This window comes from Gordonia oleivorans (assembly GCF_040044975.1).
Lineage (GTDB): Bacteria > Actinomycetota > Actinomycetes > Mycobacteriales > Mycobacteriaceae > Gordonia > Gordonia oleivorans.
This window is the reverse complement of record NZ_JBDZDI010000026.1, coordinates 28,459-49,005: the sequence shown is the minus strand read 5'-3', so window position 1 is coordinate 49,005 and position 20,547 is coordinate 28,459. Positions and strand designations below refer to the sequence as shown.

The 20,547-nt window shown below is 68.6% G+C and carries 20 protein-coding genes; 4 read left to right on the top strand and 16 right to left on the bottom strand.

Translation table 11 applies throughout. The features are described 5' to 3' along the window. Nucleotides 1-36: 36 nt before the first annotated feature. The 7 genes from ABLE92_RS23630 to ABLE92_RS23600 form a co-directional block, all read right to left on the bottom strand. Nucleotides 37-1,101 (bottom strand): glucosyl-3-phosphoglycerate synthase, encoded by a 1,065-nt coding sequence (locus tag ABLE92_RS23630; RefSeq protein WP_348807241.1) that lies wholly within the window; start codon nucleotides 1,099-1,101, stop codon nucleotides 37-39. After that, a complete protein-coding gene (gene folP / locus ABLE92_RS23625; protein WP_348807240.1) occupies nucleotides 1,098-1,976 on the bottom strand; it encodes a dihydropteroate synthase in 879 nt (292 codons plus the stop codon). Before folP ends, ABLE92_RS23630 begins: the two co-directional genes overlap by 4 nt. 75 nt (nucleotides 1,977-2,051) lie before the next feature. Next, nucleotides 2,052-3,830: a long-chain-acyl-CoA synthetase gene (locus tag ABLE92_RS23620; protein WP_348807239.1), complete on the bottom strand. Its 1,779-nt coding sequence runs from the start codon at nucleotides 3,828-3,830 to the stop codon at nucleotides 2,052-2,054. Nucleotides 3,831-3,887: 57 nt separating this feature from the next. Beyond that, nucleotides 3,888-4,427 carry an LOG family protein gene (locus ABLE92_RS23615; RefSeq protein ID WP_348807238.1) on the bottom strand — a complete coding sequence of 180 codons (540 nt, stop codon included), beginning with the start codon at nucleotides 4,425-4,427 and terminating at the stop codon, nucleotides 3,888-3,890. Then, nucleotides 4,424-5,254, bottom strand: a complete 831-nt coding sequence (locus tag ABLE92_RS23610; RefSeq protein ID WP_348807237.1) for an LOG family protein — start codon at nucleotides 5,252-5,254, stop codon at nucleotides 4,424-4,426. Before ABLE92_RS23610 ends, ABLE92_RS23615 begins: the two co-directional genes overlap by 4 nt. Nucleotides 5,255-5,276: 22 nt before the next feature. Next, complete coding sequence (gene dapE, locus ABLE92_RS23605; RefSeq protein WP_348807261.1) at nucleotides 5,277-6,371, bottom strand: succinyl-diaminopimelate desuccinylase; 1,095 nt, start codon at nucleotides 6,369-6,371, stop codon at nucleotides 5,277-5,279. 54 nt (nucleotides 6,372-6,425) lie between these two features. Continuing rightward, nucleotides 6,426-6,932 (bottom strand): DM13 domain-containing protein, encoded by a 507-nt coding sequence (locus ABLE92_RS23600; RefSeq protein ID WP_348807260.1) that lies wholly within the window; start codon nucleotides 6,930-6,932, stop codon nucleotides 6,426-6,428. 222 nt (nucleotides 6,933-7,154) lie between these two features. On the opposite strand from ABLE92_RS23600, the gene ABLE92_RS23595 reads away from it, so the two are divergent. Further along, nucleotides 7,155-7,430, top strand: a complete 276-nt coding sequence (locus ABLE92_RS23595; protein ID WP_348807236.1) for a hypothetical protein — start codon at nucleotides 7,155-7,157, stop codon at nucleotides 7,428-7,430. 73 nt (nucleotides 7,431-7,503) lie between these two features. Further along, nucleotides 7,504-8,469, top strand: a complete 966-nt coding sequence (dapD, locus tag ABLE92_RS23590) for a 2,3,4,5-tetrahydropyridine-2,6-dicarboxylate N-succinyltransferase (RefSeq protein WP_348807235.1) — start codon at nucleotides 7,504-7,506, stop codon at nucleotides 8,467-8,469. Nucleotides 8,470-8,488: 19 nt separating this feature from the next. Here dapD and dapC read toward each other — a convergent pair whose 3' ends face one another. Together dapC and fdxA are read right to left on the bottom strand one after the other, a co-directional pair. Continuing rightward, nucleotides 8,489-9,592, bottom strand: coding sequence for a succinyldiaminopimelate transaminase (gene dapC, locus ABLE92_RS23585; RefSeq protein ID WP_348807234.1), 1,104 nt, complete (start codon nucleotides 9,590-9,592; stop codon nucleotides 8,489-8,491). Nucleotides 9,593-9,601: 9 nt separating this feature from the next. Beyond that, a complete protein-coding gene (fdxA, locus tag ABLE92_RS23580; RefSeq protein ID WP_348807259.1) occupies nucleotides 9,602-9,934 on the bottom strand; it encodes a ferredoxin in 333 nt (110 codons plus the stop codon). A 359-nt stretch (nucleotides 9,935-10,293) separates the two neighbouring features. Here fdxA and ABLE92_RS23575 point away from each other — a divergent pair, with 359 nt between their 5' ends. Beyond that, nucleotides 10,294-10,944: a cupin domain-containing protein gene (locus ABLE92_RS23575; protein ID WP_348807233.1), complete on the top strand. Its 651-nt coding sequence runs from the start codon at nucleotides 10,294-10,296 to the stop codon at nucleotides 10,942-10,944. A gap of 11 nt (nucleotides 10,945-10,955) precedes the next feature. Beyond that, on the top strand, nucleotides 10,956-11,324 hold the full coding sequence (locus tag ABLE92_RS23570; protein ID WP_348807232.1) for a rhodanese-like domain-containing protein: 369 nt from the start codon (nucleotides 10,956-10,958) through the stop codon (nucleotides 11,322-11,324). Nucleotides 11,325-11,352: 28 nt separating this feature from the next. On the opposite strand, the gene cofG is transcribed toward ABLE92_RS23570, so the two are convergent. The 7 genes from cofG to typA form a co-directional block, all read right to left on the bottom strand. After that, the gene (gene cofG / locus ABLE92_RS23565; RefSeq protein ID WP_348807231.1) at nucleotides 11,353-12,597 is read right to left on the bottom strand and encodes a 7,8-didemethyl-8-hydroxy-5-deazariboflavin synthase CofG; all 1,245 of its coding nucleotides are present in this window, start codon (nucleotides 12,595-12,597) and stop codon (nucleotides 11,353-11,355) included. A 9-nt stretch (nucleotides 12,598-12,606) separates the two neighbouring features. Next, a complete protein-coding gene (locus tag ABLE92_RS23560) occupies nucleotides 12,607-14,121 on the bottom strand; it encodes a flavin-containing monooxygenase (protein ID WP_348807230.1) in 1,515 nt (504 codons plus the stop codon). Then, nucleotides 14,118-15,242 carry an FO synthase gene (locus tag ABLE92_RS23555; RefSeq protein WP_348807229.1) on the bottom strand — a complete coding sequence of 375 codons (1,125 nt, stop codon included), beginning with the start codon at nucleotides 15,240-15,242 and terminating at the stop codon, nucleotides 14,118-14,120. Before ABLE92_RS23555 ends, ABLE92_RS23560 begins: the two co-directional genes overlap by 4 nt. Nucleotides 15,243-15,317: 75 nt before the next feature. Next, complete coding sequence (locus ABLE92_RS23550) at nucleotides 15,318-15,692, bottom strand: facilitated glucose transporter (protein ID WP_348807228.1); 375 nt, start codon at nucleotides 15,690-15,692, stop codon at nucleotides 15,318-15,320. Further along, nucleotides 15,692-16,564, bottom strand: a complete 873-nt coding sequence (mshB, locus tag ABLE92_RS23545) for an N-acetyl-1-D-myo-inositol-2-amino-2-deoxy-alpha-D-glucopyranoside deacetylase (protein WP_348807227.1) — start codon at nucleotides 16,562-16,564, stop codon at nucleotides 15,692-15,694. Before mshB ends, ABLE92_RS23550 begins: the two co-directional genes overlap by 1 nt. Continuing rightward, nucleotides 16,561-18,447, bottom strand: a complete 1,887-nt coding sequence (locus tag ABLE92_RS23540) for an ABC transporter family substrate-binding protein (protein WP_348807258.1) — start codon at nucleotides 18,445-18,447, stop codon at nucleotides 16,561-16,563. The genes mshB and ABLE92_RS23540 overlap by 4 nt, the downstream gene beginning before the upstream one ends. A gap of 113 nt (nucleotides 18,448-18,560) precedes the next feature. Beyond that, on the bottom strand, nucleotides 18,561-20,471 hold the full coding sequence (typA, locus tag ABLE92_RS23535) for a translational GTPase TypA (protein WP_348807226.1): 1,911 nt from the start codon (nucleotides 20,469-20,471) through the stop codon (nucleotides 18,561-18,563). Between the last annotated feature and the right edge of the window lie 76 nt (nucleotides 20,472-20,547).

Here is a 20,547-nt window from a genome sequence, read left to right as displayed (position 1 = left end):
AGACCGGCGGGTGGGAGCCGCCCCGCGACCGGCGGATCAGGAGGCGATCTCCTCGCCGTCGGAGTCGATGTCGACCGCGCGCAGCGTCTTCATCGGCGGACGGTCCTCGAGGTACACCTCGGTGGTGTGCGGGGTGAAGGTGCCGTCGGGTTCGGCGGTGAACTGTGTGAGTCCGACCCCGGAGTCCTCGATGCCGCATCGTCGCATCAGCGTGCCGACGATCTGCCGGCTCATCACGCCGAGTTCGATGAGCGGACGATTCCGGTGTGTGCGGACCCCGAGATTGACCTGACCGATCCCGTTGAGTCCGTATCGATCGTAGGTGTCGATCAGCAGGCCGATCTCCACGCCGTAGCCCGGTGCGAACGGTACCGACGACAGCATTTCGCGGGTGCCGGCGTACTCGCCGCCCAGCGGCTGCAGGACGGCGGTCAGCTCGGGCTTCTGCGAGGCCAGCAGCGGACGGGCGACGAGTTCGGTGACGCGGCCGCCACCGTTGGCGTCTTGGGTTCCACCGGTTCGCAGCGGGCGCCGGTAGTACCCCTTGACCAGCTGGATGTCGGGGTTGACCAGCAGCGGTCCGAGCATCTTCGGCACGAACATCGGGTCCGGGTCGATGAGGTCGGAATCGACGAAGGCGATGATGTCGCCGGTGGCCACGGCGATCGAGCGCCACAGCACCTCACCCTTGCCCCGGACGGGTTCGAGTTCGGGCACCGCCTCCTCGCGGCTGATCACCTGCGCGCCGGCCATCGTGGCGCGTTCGGCGGTGGCATCGGTGGACCCGGAGTCCAGCACGATCAGTTCGTCGACCAGCGTGCCCACCAGCGGGCGGATGGTCGCGATGACGTCGGCGACCGTCTCCTCCTCGTTCAGTGCGGGCAGCACCACCGACACGGTGCGACCGTCCTTGGCCTCGACGAGTTCCTCGACGGTCCAGTCCGGTTTCTCCCACGTGTGCGTGGTCGACCACCCGCTCCGGGCGTCGGAGGTGTCGGCGGACGCGGGCCACATCGCCGCCTTGTCGCGGCCGGTGGAACCGGACGTGGTGCGTCCGGCGATCGTTCGACGATTCTGGGTTCGACGTACCTTCTTGGTCATGCGAGTCCCCTGACTGCTCTGGCTGGAGGCCGTGTGCCCGCTATCGCGGCGACCATGTCGACCACACGTCGGGTGGCGGCGACCTCGTGGACGCGGAAGATCCGTGCGCCGTGTTCGGCGCTCAGAGCCGTGGCCGCGAGTGTGCCCTCCACCCGATGTGCGAGATCCACACCCAGAGTCTCCCCCACGAAATCCTTGTTGCTCAGTGCCATCAGCACTGGCCAGCCGCTCTTAACAAGATCTTTTACGTGGCGTAACAAGGCCAGACCGTGGTGAGTGTTTTTGCCAAAATCGTGTGTCGGGTCGATCACGATCGAGTCTCGGGCCACCCCGGCGGCCTCGGCGCGGCGTGCCGCGGAGGTCACCGCGTCGAGCACGTCGGCCACCACCGCGTCCACCGAATCGCCGTATCCGACCCGGTGCGGGCGGGTACGGACCACCGCGCCACCGGTGTGCGAGCAGACGATGCCCGCGCCGCGGGCCGCGGCGACCGACACCAGATCGGGATCGGCTCCGGCCCACGTGTCGTTGATGAGGTCGGCTCCCACCGCGCATGCGGCGTCGGCGACCTCCGAACGCCAGGTGTCGACGCTGATCAGCAGATCCGGATACCGGCCGCGGATCCAGTCGATCATCGGCACCACGCGAGCCGCCTCGGTGACGGCATCGACCTCCTCGCCCGGTCCGGCCTTCACCCCACCGATGTCGACGATGTCGGCACCCTCGGCGACCACCTGGTCGATCCGCGCCTGCGCCGCCGCGTCGGAGAAGCTCGCGCCGCGGTCGTAGAAGGAGTCCGGTGTGCGGTTGACGATGGCCATCACCAGCGCACGGTCAACGGCGACCGGGCGCCCGCACAAGGTCTGTCCATACATGCCGACAGCCTACGGAGAGCGCAGTTGCGCGCGGTCGCCGCGTCGCGTTCGCCTCAGCGCCCCTCGCGCGTCGCGTCAGCCCTTGGGTGCCTTGGCCGCGGCGACATCGTCCGGGTAGGACTCGTAGAACTCGACATAGCCCTTGTCCCGGCCGGCGAGTACGTAGAGCGGGTCGTCACCCGGCTTGGAGTACCCCTCCTCACGCAGCTCCACCTTGCGGTTCTTGAAGGTGGAGGTCGCCTCCAGCGCGCCGACGATCCGGACGAACAGCGGCATCGCGTAGCTCGGCAGGGCGTCGTAGAGGTGTTTGGCCAGCTGGGCGCCGTCGAAGCTCTCGCCCTCGCGGATCGTGATCGCCGCCATCCCCGCCTTGCCGTCGGTACCCGGGACCTCGACCCCGAAGACCACCGACTGTGCCACCATCGGGCTTCCGTCGAGGCCGGCCTCGACCTCGGTGGTGGCGACGTTCTCGCCCTTCCAGCGGAAGGTGTCGCCGAGGCGATCGACGAAGGCGATGTGACTGAAGCCCTGATCGCGGACGAGATCGCCGGAGTTGAACCACGCATCGCCTTCCTTGAAGGCATCGCGGACGATCTTCTTCTCGGTCTCGGCCGGATCGGTGTAGCCGTCGATCGGGACCCGGTCGTTGATGCCGGACAGCAGCAGGCCGGTGCCGCCGCGCCCGACCTTGGTCAGCCGTCCCTTGTCGTTGCGTTTGGGCTTGCCGTCCTCGTCGTAGTCGACGATCGCGTAGGGCAGCGGGCAGAAACCGGCCGTGCGGCTCGCGCTGAAGGCGTTGACGAAGACCAGGTTGAGTTCGCTGGCGCCGTAGAACTCGACGATCCGGTCGATGCCGAAACGGTCCCGGAACTCGTCCCAGATGTCCGGTCGCATGCCGTTGCCGACGACCAGACGCACACTGTGGGTACGGTCGGTGGGCTTCTCCGGTTGTGCCAGCAGATAGCGGCACAGTTCGCCGATGTAGCAGAACGCGGTGGCACGGTTGAGGATGACGTCGTCCCAGAACTTCGACGCCGAGAACTGCTTGCCGATCGCGATGCAGGCCCCCGCCGCGAGCACCGAGGACAGCGACACCGACAGGGCGTTGTTGTGGTACAGCGGCAGCGGCACGTACATCGTGTCGCTGGCGCGCAGTCGTACCGCGAGTCCACCGATCCCCGACAGGCTCGCCAACCAGCGATTGTGGCTCATCACGCTGGCCTTGGGCATCCCGGTGGTGCCGGAGGTGAAGATGTAGAACGCCTCGGTGGAGGCGGGCAGCGTGGCGGTGACCTCGGGGTCGGTCTCCGGCTTGCCCGTCGCCTCCTCGTCGAGGTCGGCGAAGGTCAGGACATGGTCGGGCAGCGCCGAGTCCGGGATCGACTCGAAGGCCTCGGCGCAGTCGGGATCGTGGATGAGCACCCGCGCCCCGAGCAGGTTCATGCTGTGTTCGAGGACCGAGCCACGCTGGTTGTAGTTCAGCATCCCGGCGATGGCGCCGAGTTTGACGGTGGCGAGCATGATCAGCAGGTCGGTGGCCGAGTTCTTGGCCAGGATGGCGACCACGTCACCGGTCTGCACACCCTTGTCGGTGAGCACCGCGGCGTAGCGGTTGACCGTGCGGTTGGCCTCACCGTAGGTGGTGGTCTTGCCGCCGAAGCGGACGAACGGCCGGTCGGGGTGGCTGCTCGCATGATTCTGGAAGATCGACCCGATCGTGCGTTTGGCATCCGGGGGCCGCCGGATCAGTCCGGGCGCGTGCTTGATCATCTGATGGGCCTGCGGCGCCATCTTGAGGACGCCTTTGACCAGATCTGAGATTCCGACGACCGATGGGGTGTCGTGGGACGACATTCGAGGTTCTCGCTCTCCGTGGACGACGACGGTGTTTCGCGGGTGCGTGCGGCTATCTTACCGGGCAGTAGCAAGTGCCAGGGCGTCGTCCACCGAATCGGTCACCCGCAGGCGATCCAGCGAACTCTGTGCGACGAACCCCTGACCCACCAGATCACCGAGCCACGACAGCAGGGGCGCGTAGAAGTCGACCGGATCGAGCATCACGACGGGTTTGTCGTGCATCCCGAGGAATCCCGCGGTCCATGTCTCGAACAGTTCCTCGAGGGTGCCGACGCCGCCGGGCAGGGTGATGAATCCGTCGGCGCGGTCGTCCATCATCTTCTTGCGCTCGCGCATGGTCTCGGTGATGACCAACTCGTCGGCGTCGAGATCGGCGACCTCTCGTGCCATCAGCGCCCGCGGGATGATGCCGACGGTGTGACCGCCCGCGGCGCGGGTCGCGGTGGCCACCGCACCCATCATCGACACGTTGCCACCGCCGGACACCAGGGTGTGTCCGGCCGCGCCGATCGCGGTTCCCAGATCGGCGGCGAGGTCCAGAAACGGTTGCGCCACATGCCGGCCCGACGCGCAATACACACAGATCACACTCATTGCCCACCCCCTGTCTCACGTGCGGCATCGCGCTGCGCGGCCGCCGCGGCGATGATCGCGACCACCTCCGCCGGCTCGTCGACCACATGCAGCAGGTCGAGGTCGTCGGCGGAGACCATCTTCTTGGCCACCAGCACCTCACGCATCCACTGCAGCAGTCCGGACCAGTGCTCGCGGCCGACGAGCACGATCGGAAACCGGACGACCTTCTTGGTCTGCACGAGGGTCAGCGCCTCGAAGAGTTCATCGAGCGTGCCGAATCCGCCGGGCAGACACACGAATGCCTGCGCGTACTTCACGAACATCGTCTTGCGGACGAAAAAGTAACGGAAGTTCATGCCCACGTCGACCCAGGGATTGAGGTGCTGCTCGAAGGGCAGTTCGATGTTGAGCCCGATGGACTTCGCCGACGCCTCACACGCACCCCGGTTGGCGGCCTCCATCGCGCCCGGACCGCCGCCGGTGATGACGGCATACCCGGCCTCGCCGAGCGCCCGGCCGACCTCAACCGCGAGCGCGTATTCCGCGGAGTCGGGCGCCGAGCGGGCCGAACCGAATACGGTGACCGCCTCGGCCACCTCACTGAGCGCGTCGAAACCGGCCACGAATTCCGATTGGATGCGCAGCACCCGCCAGGAGTCGCGCATCGTGCGATCCGCGCGCAGGGCGGCATCGCGCGGATCGACCCACTCGAGGAACCGGCGGTCGGTGGTCTTCTCCGGGGCCTCGCCCTGACGGATCCGCATCGGACCCACGTAGCGGGTGCCCTCCTGGTCGTCGTCGACGCGGAGTTCTCGTGTGGTCTCGTCGTCACCTGGGTTCGTCATGACCGCAACGGTATCCGCCCGATCAGGACAGATAGGCCCGCAACAGATCGGTGACCTCCCGGATCTGGGCCACCGGCACCCGTTCGTCGACGCGGTGCGCGAGGCTCGGGTCCCCCGGGCCGAGGTTGACCGCCGGGATGCCGAGGGCAGAGAACCGTGACACGTCGGTCCAGCCGTACTTCGCGCGGAAGCGGCCCGACGCCGCCGCGACCAGTGCCGCGGCGGCCGGATGGGACAGCCCCGGAAGGGCCCCGGAGGCGGAGTCGGTCAGTTCCATGGTGACCGCACCGGTCGAGAGCGGACCGGCGAACACCGCACGCACATGTTCCAGCGCGGTCTCGATGCTGCGATCGGGGGCGAAGCGGAAGTTGACGTCGACGAAGGCCGCATCGGGGACCACGTTGCCGGCCACCCCACCGCCGATCCCGACCGCCGAGAGCCCCTCCCGATACTCGCAGCCGTCGATGTCCACCCACCGGGGCCGGTAGTCGGCGAGCGTCGTCAACACATCGCCGAGTTTGTGAATCGCGTTGTCGCCCATCCATGCTCGCGCCGAGTGCGCACGGGTGCCGGTGGCGCTCAACCGGACCCGCAGGGTGCCCTGACAGCCCGCCTCGATCTGACCGGCGGTGGGTTCGCCGAGGATCGCGACGTCACCGGCGAGCCACTGCGGCAACTCGCGCTCGATGGTCCCGAGACCGTTGAACTCCGCCGCGATCTCCTCGCAGTCGTAGAAGATCAGCGTCAGATCGTGGGCCGGGTTCTCCAGCGTCGCGGCCAGATGCAGGAAGACCGCGTCACCGGATTTCATGTCGACGGTGCCGCAGCCGTGCAGCACATCGCCCTCGGCGTCGTCGACGGTGCGCCGGTGCGGCAGGTTCCCGGCGACCGGGACGGTGTCGAGGTGTCCCGCGAGGATCACCCGACTGCCCAGGCCACGGTCGGTCCGCGCGAGCACCCGGTTACCCTGCCGGACGATCTCGAATCCCGTTGTCTGGGTGCGCAGGGCGGCTTCCACGGCGTCGGCGATGAGTGACTCGTCGCGCGATTCGCTCGGGATGTCGACGAGGGCGGCGGTCAGTTCGACGGGATCGGCATGCAGGTCCAGCGCGGGGATGTCGGTCACCGGTCCACGGTAGCCTGGCCGGATCGGCCGTCGGCGACGACCGGTTCAGACCGTGTGCAACTCCGCGGCACCGAAGGACACGCTGAACTGCACACACCACAACACCACCGCCGGATAGGTGGCCAGATCGGTCCCCGCCGGGATCTCGTACACCTGATCGCCGCGATTGCCCTTGATCGGCCCCAGATCGACGTACGCCGCGTCGCCCGCGGTGCGCCATCCGGAGAACCCGGGGATCACCTCGCCGGCCGACAACCACACATGCACATCCGGACCGGTGGTGGTGTTCAGGTTCTCGATCGCGAGAACCCTTGAGCCATCCGGCTTCTCGATGACCGACACCGATCCGGTGGTATCGTGTTCGTGGCTGATGAACTCTCCCCCGGAGAGAACAACCGGCGAACCGGTCGGCGCGTCCCCGCCCGGCGCGGCGCTGACCGCAACCGGGATCTCGTCGGCGACCTCGGTGTTGACGAAGATCAGCCAGGGTTTGAAGATCACCGCGCCGATGACCATTCCGACGATGACGACGATCCCCACTCCCCCGAGGATCCACGGCCATCGACGACGCCGTCGGGCCGGTGCGGTACCGGCCTGTGTCACACGCGATTCGGGGGGCCTCATGCCCGTCGACCCTACGGCCGCGGTCCGCCGCCGACCAGGAACTTCCACCGTTCGGATGATCTGATCAATCCGGACCAATCGGCCACGGGTCGGCGCCGAAGTCGTAGACTGGAAGTGAAGCGGGTGATCCACTACAAGGAGATGATCATCATGTCCGCTCATCATGACACCCATGGCCAACATCCGGCCGGAGTCGGTGCCTTCGTCCTGATGCTCGTCGCGTTCGCGGCACTGGCGATCACGCTGGTGGCGTTCGCCGGTGGGCACACCGTGCTCGGAATCATTGCCGCCGTGGTGACGGTGGTGGGCTTCGGCGTCACCGCCGTGATGATGACGACGATGGGACGCAAGCTCCATCACAGCGCGCTGGTCCCGGATTACACCGACACCGAGAAGCGGCACTATCAGCGGGACTACCGCAGCTAGAGCCGACCGGAGGATCGCGACCGCGCCCGGCACCGTCAAGCCCGGGCGCGGCTGACCGGTAAGCTCAATCCCCGTGACGAACAATGGTGCACACGCAGTAGGAATCGCCACCGTGACCAACGGGGGCTCCGGTGATCCCGGCGTCGTTCTCGACGTCTGGTTCCCCGAGCCGGCACTGGGAGCCGAGGGTCAGAGCGGTACCGAGATCCTCTCCGAGTCCGCGATCCCGGCCACCCTCGCCCCGCTCGTCGGCGAGGACGCCGTCCGCCGCGTGAAGACCGTTGCCGTCTCGACCGTCATCGCCGATCTCGACGCCGAACCGATCGACACCTCCGACGTCTACCTGCGCCTGCATCTGCTGTCGCATCGGCTCGTCGCACCACACGGCGCGAACCTCGACGGGATCTTCGGCAAACTCGCCAACGTCGTCTGGACCAATCACGGTCCGTGCGCGGTCGACGGTTTCGAAACCGTGCGTGCCGGCCTGAAGGCACGCGGCGCGGTCACCGTGTACAGCATCGACAAGTTCCCCCGCATGGTCGACTACGTCGCACCCGGCGGCGTGCGGATCGGCGACGCCGACCGGGTCCGTCTCGGCGCCCACCTGGCACCCGGTACCACGGTCATGCACGAGGGCTTCGTCAACTTCAACGCCGGCACCCTCGGCGAATCGATGGTCGAGGGCCGCATCTCGGCGGGCGTGGTGGTCGGCGACGGCTCCGACATCGGCGGCGGCGCGTCGACGATGGGCACCCTGTCCGGCGGCGGCAAGGAACGCATCGTCCTGGGCAAGCGCTGCCTGCTCGGCGCGAACTCCGGCTGCGGCATCCCGCTCGGCGACGACTGCGTCATCGAGGCCGGCCTGTACGTCACCGCCGGCACCAAGGTCACCGGCCCGGACGGCACCACCGTGAAGGCACGTGACCTCGCCGGCCAGTCGAACCTGCTGTTCCGTCGCAACAGCCTCACCGGTGCGGTCGAGGTGGTGGCGTGGAAGGGCGACGGCATCGCCCTCAACGCGGCACTGCACAAGAACTGACAGAACTACCGGTGGCGGGTCACTCCGCCAGCCGCGCCACCGCGGCCGCGATCCGTTCGTCGGTCGCGGTGAGCGCGATCCGCACATGGTCGACACCGGCGGGCCCGTAGAAGTCGCCGGGCGCCGCGAGAATCCCGCGTTCTGCCAGCCACCGCACGGTGTCACGACCGTTGCGACCACGCGTTGCCCAGAGATACAGCCCGGCCTCGGAGTGATCGATGGTGAAGCCCGCGGCACGCACTGCCGCCGCGAGTTCCGCACGTCGCGTCTCGTACCGCTTGCGCTGTGCGTCGACGTGCCCGTCGTCGGTCAGCGCCGCGGTCATCGCAACCTGGATCGGATAGGGCACCATCAGTCCGGCGTGTTTGCGCACCGCCAGCAACTCGGCGACGAGGTCGCGGTCACCCGCGAAAAAGCCCGCGCGGTAGGACGCGAGGTTGGAGATCTTCGACAGGGAGTGCACCGCGAGCAATCCGCGGTGATCACCGTCACTGACCCGCGGATCGAGGATGGAGACCGCCTCGGCATCCCACGACAGCCCGAGGTAGCACTCGTCGGAGATGACGACGGTGTCACGTTCGCGCGCCCACTCGACCACCTTGCGCAGGTGATCGACGCCGAGCACCTTGCCGGTCGGGTTCGACGGCGAGTTGAGGAACAGCACGGCCGGACGAATCGGGCCGAGCGCCACGGTCGAATCGGCGCGCACCGGCGTGGCGCCGGCCAGCAGCGCACCCACCTCGTAGGTGGGATAGGCCACCTCGGGGATCACCACGGTGTCACCGGCGGTGACCCCGAGCAGCGAGACGACCCCGGCGATGGCCTCCTTGGTACCGATGACCGGCAGGATCGACGACTCGTCGAGCCCGGTGGCGCCGTAACGGCGGGTCAGGGCCGCGGCGGCGGCCTCCCGCAGGGCGGGCGTCCCGACGGTCGTCGGATACCCGGGAAACTCCGAGGCACCGGACAGCGCCTCCCGGATCAGCGGATCGACCGGATCCACCGGGGTACCCACGGACAGATCGACGATCCCGTCGGGATGCGAGTTCGCCAACGCCTTCGCGTCGGCGAGGGTGTCCCACGGGAAGTCGGGCAGCGCGGCGCTGACGCGGCGACGGCTCACTGTGCGAACTCAGTCCTCGTCGGTGTTCATCGGGGGCAGTTCCTTGATGAACGGCGGATCGTAATCGGTCTTGCCGACCTTGCTGGCACCGCCGGGCGATCCCAGGTCGTCGAAGAAGTCGGCATTGGCGCTCAGATACGGCTCCCACTCATCCGGGATGTCGTCCTCGTAGAAGATCGCCTCCACCGGACACACCGGCTCGCAGGCACCACAGTCCACACACTCATCCGGCTGGATGTAGAGACTGCGACCACCTTCGTAGATGCAATCGACCGGGCATTCCTCCACACATGCCTTGTCCATCACGTCCACGCAGGGCTCCGCGATGATGTAGGTCACCAGACACTCCTTCGCTGCAAACGCTCTCGGGTCGGCACGTCACCTCGTCAACGGCCGATCGACGGTGCGAGGGCTGGTCGCACCCGACGCGGGTGGTGGCACGGCAGCTCACGCCACGCACACGTGTCGTCCTACAGTATCGCCCCCGGCACCGTCGCTTTCGACACCCGCCCCTGGTCACCGCCCGCACCTGAGGTGTAAATCACACCACCTGCCCGTTGCGCTCACCATGACGACAACCCTCGCGCAAACATCTGCGTGCATTCACCCTGGTCGACGTGAGCACTCCATCGCTTTGGTGTCGCCGGCGCTGTCGAATGTCCCGCCCTGCGACCACCAACCCGTAGAACCCAGGAGACCTCATGACCGCAACCCTGCCCTCCCGCCGAGCCATCGCCAGCCGAGACCACGGCACCAGCACCGGCACCGGCACCCATGCCGGCGCCGGACGCTCCCGCCCGACGGCGAACCTCCCGACACGCCTGCGCCCCGCCGACCTGCTCCGCATCACCGATCAGGGCGTCGCCGACGTCATCGACGGCCGATACGACCACCTGCTCCCCGAGTCCTGGGACCCGGTGGAACGCTGGTCGACGCGCCTGGAGTCCGACGACGACCTGGACCTGTGGCTGATCAGCTGGACCCCGGACCGCTCCACCGATCTGCACGACCACGCCGGTTCCCTGGGTGCGTTGACGGTTCTGTCCGGCGACCTGCGGGAGTACCGCTGGACCGGACACGACCTGGCCCTGCGCATCCTGACCGCCGGTGACCAGGCGGCCTTCCCGCTGGGCTGGGTGCACGACGTGCAGCATCACGACAGCACACCACCACGTCGGGACCTGCTCGACGCCGACAGCCGCGGCGACGACACCGCGATCGACGTGCATCCCGGTCCCACCCTGAGCGTGCACGCATATGCGCCGCCGTTGACGGCGATGTCGTTCTACGAGGTCACCGAGAGCGGCTCGCTGCGCCGCACCAGGACCGAACTGACCAATGAACCGGAGTAGCGTCGGCGGGCATGGCGATGACGATCGATGACATGCTGCTGCGGGCCCGTGACGGTCTGGTCCGGCTGCCCGCCGAGGACCTCGCCGCCGAACTCGAGGCGGGCGCCGTCCTCGTCGACATCCGTCCGGCGGCCCAACGTGCCGCCGAGGGCGAGGTACCCGCAGCGCTCGTCATCGAACGCAATGTCCTGGAATGGCGATGCGATCCGGCCAGCGACGCCCGCATCCCACAGGCGGTCGACCATGACGTGCGCTGGATCATCCTGTGCTCGGCGGGTTACACCTCGAGCCTGGCGGCCGCGTCGCTGCAGCAACTCGGACTTCATCGGGCCACCGACGTGATCGGCGGATTCCAGGCACTCGCGCAGATCGCGGACTGACGCCTCGACCTCGACGCTCCTGGCCCGCTCAGGCGACCGCCGGCCACGGAAGCGGCACCGGGCACACGTCCGCCGCCAGACCACTGTTCGGATCACTCAGTGCCGCAACGTGTTCGGCCAGTGAGGCATCGATCCAGGTGGCGCCGTCACGGATATAGCGCGGTTGTGCGGTGAGTCGTTCGGTGAGCCGGAACCCGCATGCCGCGGTGATCTCGGCGAGAGCGTCCAGATTCGGCCACGGCCGTTCGGGATTCACGTGATCGGGGGTCAGCGGTGACACCCCGCCCCAGTCGTCGACGCCGGAGGCGATCAGCGCCTCGCATTCGGCGGCCGACACCAGATTCGGTGGTGCCTGGATGCGCATGTGCGGTCCGAGGACCACTCGCGCGGTGGCGACCGCGGCGAGGAATTCGGTCATCTCGGCGTCCGGTGTGCCGCGCATGGCGGTATCGGGTTTCGCCCGGAAGTTCTGCACGATGACCTCCTGGATGTGGCCGCCCGCCCGGTGGATGTCGGCCATCTCCAGGAGGGATCGCGCACGCTCGATGAGGCTTTCGCCGATGCCCACCAGGATGCCGGTGGTGAACGGAATCCGCACCGCACCGGCGTCGCGCAACACCTGCAGGCGGACCAGCGGGTCCTTGTCCGGACTGCCGTGATGCGGTTGCCCCTTCTCGGTGAACAGTCGGCGATCGGTGGTCTCGAGCATCATCCCCATCGACGGGGCCACCGGACGCAGCGCCTGCATTTCCTCGGCACTCATCACGCCGGGATTCAGGTGCGGCAGCAGGCCGGTCTCGGTCAGCACCGCGACCGCGGCGGCGGCGACATAGTCCAGCGTGGAGGCATACCCCCGCTCGGCAAGCCATTCCGCGGCCTGCGGCCACCGGTCCTCGGGACGGTCACCGAGGGTGAACAATGCTTCCTTGCAACCGAGTTCGGCACCCTTGCGGGCGATGTCGACGACCTCGTCGAGGTCGAGGTACATGCCCTGACCGGCGCGGGTGAGCTTGCCGGGGATCGTCACGAAGGTGCAGTAATGGCAGCGGTCCCGGCACAGTCGGGTCAGCGGGATGAACACCTTGCGTGAGTAGGTGACCTGGGCGCCGCGGCCGTCGGCGGCCAGACCCTCGTCGCGGAGCCGGCCGGCGATCCGCTGCAGGGACTGCAGATCGTCACCGGCACAGGACAAGAGCGCGGCGACGGCGTCGACGTCGAGGTCGGTCCGGGTGCGCGCCTGCTCGAGTGCGGCGGCGATGTCGGGTGCGGGCATGCTCAGGTGTCACTCCTCTGCGTCGGTGGGCGACGATTCCGGGTGGCCGGGGTGGCGGAAGGGCGCCGGGTCGAAAGTGCCGTTGCGTTCCCGGAAGGACGCCGCGGTTCCCGGCCACAGCAGCGTCAGGCGACCACTGTCGGGGTCGACATACCAACTGTCACAACCGGTCAGCCAGACGGTGTCGGCGGCGCGCGCGTCGATCTCGCGGGTGTAGGACCGCTCGGCGGCGGCGGTCACCTCCAGCGGCGTGGGGTCGGCGGCCAGGTGATCGAGCGCCCCGAGGAGGTAATCGAGTTGCGTTTCGATCATGTAGATCGCCGAGTTGTGGCCGAGTGCGGCGTTCGGGCCGTCGAGGACGAACATGTTGGGGAACCCACTGACGACCGTCGACGCGTAGGACACCATCCCGTGGGCCCAGTGGTCGGCGAGCAGATGCCCGCCGCGGCCGGTGATCCGGGTGGCGACCGGCGGTCGGGCCGCCTCGAAACCCGTTGCCATGACCAGGATGTCGAGGTCGTGACTGCGTCCGCTGGCGGCCCTCGCCTTCGATTCCGACACCGATTCGAGGGCGCTGGCCTCGAAGACGACGTGCTCGCGCAACAGTGTCGGATAGAAGTCGTCGCTCAACAGGATGCGCTTGCAGCCGATCTCGTAGTCGGGGGTGAGATCGGCCTGCAGCACCGGATCGGTGATCTGCGATGCCAGGTGATCCAGTGCGCGGGAGCGGATCTCGTCGATGTCCGGATGCAGTCGCAGGCGTTGGGCGAACGCCGCGTCGGCGGTGGCCAACAATTCGTCGCGATACTGTGCGGCGGCCCGCGGATCCCGCAGCCGGGCACGCTCGTCGGCGTCGAGTTCCCGGTCGTCACGGGGCACCACATAGGGTGGCGTCCGGCTGAAGACCACCAGCTCGTCGGCGACGTCGGCCAGGTGCGGAATGACCTGCACCGCCGACGCCCCGGTCCCCACGACGCCGATCCGCATGCCGGACAGGTCGAGGGCGTGATCCCATGCGGCGGTGTGCATCACCGGTCCGTCGAAGGTGGCCAACCCGTCGATGTCAGGGATGACGGGCTCGGACAATCTACCGACCGCCAACGTCAGCACACGGGCGTGCAACCGGCCCGCACCGCTGGGACCCGCCGTCGTCAACCGCCACAGACGTTCTACGGAATCCCAACGCGCCGAGGTCAATTCGGTGTTCAGACGAATACTCGCCGAGAGCCCCTCGTCGCCGACGGTCCGTTCGAGATACGCGCGGACCTCGGCGCCGCTGGGATAGACCGACGTCCAGTCGACGGGCGGGAGAAACGAGAAGGAGTACAGATGCGCCGGGATGTCGCAGGCGATTCCCGGGTAGACGTTGTCGCGCCACGTTCCGCCGACTGCGTCGGCGCGTTCGAGGACGACGAAGGATTCGGTGCCGCGCCGGGCCAGGTGGGTCGCCAGCCCGATCCCGGCGAAGCCGGCTCCGACGATGGCGACGTCGACGGTGGTGACGTCGACGGCGGTGTCGGTCACCGAACGGCCCCGTCGAGTCGCAGCAGGCGCTCGGGCGCGGGGTCGGTGTAGGCGGTGGTCCGCTGCCGCAGAATCCGCCCGCCGCGGTCCGCGAACCCGGTGAGGGCCTCGACGTCGAGGACGCGGCCTGCCTCGGCACCGGCCTGCGGCAAGAGGACGCCGTCGAGCAGCACTCCCCCGATGTCGTCGACGCCGCCGGCGAGCACCGCATCGACGGTGTCGGCGTCGAGTTTGGTCCAGGCGACCTGCAGGTGATCGAAACACCCGAGGGTCATCAACCTGGCGACGGCGTGCAGCGCACGGGTCTCCCGTGTCGACGCCGTCGCCACCGCCTCGGCACGCAGATGCGCCGGGGTGTTCTGCGCCACCATCGGCATCAGGATCAACTCGCTGAATCCCTTTGTCCGCGTGGCGATGTCGCAGAGCAGTCGAAGGTGGTCCACCTGGTGGGCGGGCGTCTCGAGATGCCCGTAGAGCAGTGTCGCGGTGGAGAACAGCCCCACCTGGTGCGCCGCTTCGATGACCTCGGTCCACTCGATGACCGCGCTGGGGACGCCGGGCGGGGCCAGCGCGGCTCGCACCTCGTCGTCGAGGATCTGCGCGGCGGTACCCGGTACCGAACCGAGCCCGGCATCGCGAGCACTGTGCAGGAAGTCGTCGATGCCGATACCCATCCGGCGTGCACCGTCGCGGATCTCCGGCGGCCGCAACGCGTGCAGATGCACCGGCGCCGCCGCGGTGATCCGCTCGATCAGACGGAGATATCCGTCGGCCGGGGCATCTTCCGGCAAGGGGCCCTGCATGCAGATCTCGGTTGCGCCGCCGTCGACCGCCTCGAGCACGAGGTCCTCCAGCGACGGCCCCCGCGTCGGAAGGGTCGCGGCCACCGCGGTGTCGAGATTCCGGTTGACGACGAAGGTCAGCGTGTCGGGATCGGTGACCCGGCGGCGGGCGGTATCGGCGAGTGCACACAGGTGCTCCAGCGCCGTGCCGTCGGCACCGAGCAGCGCGACCCACTGTTCGTCCGATACGTCGGCCGGGTCGGCGGTCACCGCGGCCAACGCCGCCGTCACCTGCTCGACGGGGGCGAGACGATCGGTCGCCCACGCGCGCAAAACCATGTCCACACTGTAACCGTCGTGAACCCACCCACTGTTCTCGCCGGTCCCATCCGGCGGCGTCGCCCGGCGCCCGTGCTACTCGATGTCCGGTTCCGGCAGGCGGCCCGACCAGACGAGCGCCATCGGCAGTCCCAGGCCGAACACCATCAGAATGAGTGTGGCGGCCACGGTGGTCCCGCCGAGGTAGAGCGCGGCGTCGCCGCCGGGTCCGCCGAACGCGGCGACGAGCACCACGATCAGCCACGCCACCAGCGGCCCGAACCGTAGCGGCCCGTCGGTGTGACGAGCGGCCAGCCAGAGCAGGATGACGTTGAGTATCCCGGCCGCGACGGCGACCACGGGAATCGGCTGACCCCAGAACCGCAGGTAACAGAATCCGACCGAGAGGAGACCGACGACCAGACCGTCGAGGATCAGCAGCCCCAGCAGGATCCGGTCGGCCGGACGCATCAGCGCGCCACCCCGCCGAACAGGTCGGCGCCGCGTGTCCCGGTGGGCTGCGCCGCGTCGCGCCGGATGAAGTGTTCGTGGGTGAAGACGGGCTGCAGGATGTTGTTGGACAGGGCGTATTCGGTACCCGAGGCCGCCACCGTCACCTGGGTGGCGTGCGCCGCGAGCGCTGCCGCCTTGCGGTCGAGCACGGAGGTGACGTCGATCTCGGTGGTGATCTGATCATCGGGGTAATCGGGCAACTCGCCGTCGGCAGGCATCCGCCAGCCGTGCGGGACCCGGTCGGCGGCGACGGCCAGACCCACCGCCAGGGCCGTTCGTTCGGTCACCGACTCATACACCGCGGGTTGTCGTCCGGTGCGCTCCGCGGCGATCGGCAGGGCCGCCACCGAGGCCTCGTGCACGGTCTTGTGGTCCGGATGTCCGTAGGTGCCCGCGGCGTCATAGGTGACCACGACCTGCGGGTCGAATTCCACGATCTCGTCGACCAGCGCCGCCACCACCTCCTCGAAGGGTGCCTGGGCCAGGGCGCGGGGATGCTCGGCCGACGGGGTGCCCGCCATTCCGGAATCGCGCCAGCGTCCGGCGCCGCCGAGAAACCGCGGGCGCAGCGGCTCCCGACCCTCGGGGGTCAGTTCGGCCAGGGCGCGGGTGAGTTCGTGGATGCGGTAACCGCCGAGCTGATCGGCACCGCCGTCGGCGACGAGCCGGGCCCACTCGTCACCGATCACCTCACCCTCCTCACCGAGGGTGAAGGTGAGTACCCGCACGTCGACGCCCTGCGCCAGATGGCGGGCGATGGTGCCGCCGGTCATGATCGACTCGTCGTCGGGATGAGCGTGCAGGAGCAACAGGCGTCGTGACGGGGTCATCGCACATCCCAGGTGGCCGCGGTCCCGTAGACGGAGACCTGGATGGGTCCGGACAGCGGCACGCCGGTGACCGCGGGTGTCAACGCGACCACCATGCTGTCCTGGTAGAGCGGCAGATAGATCGCCGCGTCCGCCAGCAGTGGCTCCGCGTCATTGAGCAGGTCGGTGGGGTCCTCGGCCGAGAGTGCCGCTCGCGCAAGGTCGATCAGCGCCGGATCGCACACGCCCGAGATGTTGCTGGCGTAGACGCTGTCGGCACCGGAGGCATCCTGACTCGGCGCGACACTCGTCGGGGTCGGCGGCGTCGACAGGGAGGGTTCGGTTCCCGGCTTCGGCTGATCGCAATCGACCTGGGAGGCGAGGGCCGCGGCCGGCGGCACCCCCAGTCCGGTCCAGCCGACGACGAGATCGACCCGGGACTCGGTGAGCGCGACACCGTAGAGGTCGCTGTTGGGCAGCGGTACCACCACCGCGCGGACCCCGTCGGTGCGGAGTTGATCGACGATGTTGGACGCCGCCGACGTCGAGCGCGGATCACCGCTGATCGAGCCCACCCGCACCACCAGGTCCTGGCCGTCGCGCTGATACGGAGCAATTCCTTCGGGAACCGCCGGGATCGTGGTGGTCGACGACGGCTCCGACGACTCCGGGGCGGACTCGCCGGCCGGGGACGACGGGGCGGTGGTACTCGCCGACCCGGAGGTGGGGGCCGAGGTGGCCGTGCCGCTCGCCGGTGTGCTCGATGCAGTGCTCGGCTGAGTGCCCGACGCCGCTGCCGCTCCCCGCCGGTATCCGGCCGCCGCGAGCAGACCGTCGATGGCCTCGGGGCCCGGACGGGTCCGGGTGACCGGGAAATATCCCGGATCGGTCGGCGCGTACACGGTGTTCGCGTACTGCGCCACCACCCGGTCGCCGGCGCCGGCCAGGGTCGCGAGGTTGGTGTCGATCATGCCGAGGATCGCGCGGCGGACCTCCACCCGGCTCATCACCGGGGTCCGGGCGTTGACGCTGATCGTCAGGGCCCGCGACGTCGGGCTGCGCTGGTCGGTCACGCCGGGTACCGCCGCCAGTTCGGCGGAGGTGGCCGGACCGGCACCGACCGTGGCCATCGCCGAACCGCCGGAGCGGATCGAATCGATCATCTGCGAGTCGGTACCCGCGCGCCGCAACACGATCTGATCCAGCGTCGACGGCGTCATCCAGTAGCGGTCGTTGCGGATCAACCGCACCTCGTCGCGGGTGGTGTCGATGGAGAACACCTGAAAAGGACCGGCCGACACCGGTTTCCCGGAGTCCATGCCCGTCTGGAAACCGGCCGGTGCGCCGCGCAGGACGTGGCTGGGCAGCAGATCGGTGAACAACTCACGCCACCGCGGATAGGGCTGGGCGAACCGGACCTCGACGACCTTGCTGCCAGAACTCGACGTCACCGAATCGATCAGCCGGTACCCGGCGGGGGCCACCACATTGGGTTGCCGCGACATCTGCTGCCACAGGTAGTTGAAGTCGTCCCCGGTGACGGGGAGCCCGTCGGACCACTGCGCGTTCGTCTGGATCCGGTAGGTCACGGTGAACGGGCTCGTCGAGGTCACCTCCGCCGAGGTGACCACCGCGTCGTTGCGCTGCCACACCACCCCATCGGGCGTCTGGATGGGCAGGAAGGCGCTCGGCAGGGTCATCGCGGCGATGGCCGTGGTCACCGGGCTCTGATCGGCACCGAGATGCGGGTTGAATCCCGCACCGATCGATTCGGTGGCGACGTAGATGGTCTTCTCGTTCGGGTACTCGGCCGGGGTCTGCGGGGTGGCGGTGTCGCGCACGGGCGGTGGCGGGTCGGCGGTACACCCGGCCATCGCGAGGACCGAGACGACGGCCGCCATCATCAGCGACCACCGACGCCACCTCGAACTCACCCGTCGGTGCACCCGTGCCTGCTCCTCCACCAACCGTTCACCCCCACACCTGCATGACCCCCGACTTCAACGCCTCGTACGGATCAGCCCGCGGCGGCGTCGCGCGTCTTGGCGCGCGACCGTTCCCGGGCGCGGGTCGTGGCATCCAGGTGCACCTTACGCACCCGCACCACCTCGGGGGTCGCCTCGACGCACTCGTCGCCGGCGCAGAACTCCATCGCCCCCTCCAGATCCAGCTGCATCGGCTTGGCCAGGGTTTCCATCACGTCCGCCGACGACTGACGCATGTTGGTCAGCTTCTTCTCGCGGGTCACGTTGATGTCGAGATCCTCCGCACGTGGGTTGATGCCGACGACATGACCCTCGTAGGTGTCGTCGCCGGGATCGACGAAGAAGGTTCCGCGGTCGGCGAGCTGGATCATCGCGAACGGGGTGACGGTGCCCGCCCGGTCACTGACCAGCGAGCCGGTGTGCCGCGCCCGGATCTCGCCGGCCCACGGGCCGTAGCTGTCGAAGACGGCGTTGGCGATGCCGGTGCCGCGCGTCTCGGTGAGGAAGTCGGTCCGGAAACCGATCAGGCCGCGCGAGGGCACGGTGAACTCCATCCGGACCCATCCGGTGCCGTGATTGTTCATCTGGTCCATCCGGCCCTTGCGTGCCGCCAGGAGCTGGGTCACCGCACCGAGATACTCCTCGGGGACATCGATGGTCAGGTGCTCGAAGGGTTCGTGCACCTTGCCGTCGACCTTGCGGGTGACCACCTGCGGCTTGCCGACGGTGAGCTCGAAACCCTCCCGGCGCATCTGCTCGACGAGGATCGCCAGGGCGAGCTCGCCACGGCCCTGCACCTCCCACGCGTCGGGGCGGCCGATGTCGAGCACGCGCAGCGACACGTTGCCGATCAACTCCGAATCCAGCCGGTCCTTGACCATGCGGGCGGTCAGCTTGTGGCCCTTGACGCGGCCGGCGAGCGGGGAGGTGTTGGTCCCGATGAACACCGAGATGGCCGGCTCGTCGACGGTGATGCGCGGCAACGGAACCGGGTTCTCGGCGTCGGCGAGGGTGTCGCCGATCATGATCTCGGACATGCCCGCGACGGCGACGATGTCGCCGGCGACCGCGGACTCGGCGGGTGCCCGGTCGACGCCGATCGTGGCCAGCAGTTCGGTGATCTTGGCCCTCTCCACGACGGGCTCGCCGTCGACTTCGCGGCACCATCCGATGGTCTGGCCCTTCTTCAGGGTGCCGTTGTGGATGCGGACGAGCCCGAGACGCCCGAGGAAGGGCGACGCGTCGAGGTTGGTCACGTGGGCCTGCAGCGGGGCGTCCGGATCCCCCTTGGGCGCCGGGACGTGCTCGAGCAGAACGTCGAAGAACGGGTCGAGGTTCTCTCCCTCGGGCACCTGACCGTTCTCCGGTTCGACGGTGCTCGCGATGCCGGCCCGGCCCGAGGCGTACAGCACGGGCAGATCGAGCACCAGCTCGGCGGCCGCGGCGGCCTCCTCGTCGAGATCGGAGGCGAGATCGAGCAGGAGGTCGTGGGTTTCCTCGACGACCTCGGAGATGCGGGCGTCGGGGCGATCGGTCTTGTTGACCACCAGGATCACCGGCAACGACGCCGAGAGTGCCTTGCGCAGCACGAAGCGGGTCTGCGGCAGCGGCCCCTCGGAGGCGTCGACGAGCAGCACCACACCGTCGACCATCGACAGACCACGCTCGACCTCGCCGCCGAAGTCGGCGTGACCCGGGGTGTCGATGACGTTGATGACGACCTCGGTGCCGTCGGGCTGACGACGGTGCACCGCGGTGTTCTTGGCGAGAATGGTGATGCCCTTCTCGCGTTCGAGGTCGCCGGAGTCCATGACGCGGTCGACGAGCTCGGCGCGCTCACCGAACACCCCGGACTGCCGGAGCATCGCATCGACCAGCGTGGTCTTGCCGTGATCGACGTGCGCGACGATCGCGACGTTGCGGAAGTTGGGAGCAGCGCTCACTGAGATCTCTTTCGTGTGCTTGGGGTGGGCCGACGATCAGGCCATGGGACTGACGACAGCTGACAGGGTATCGGGT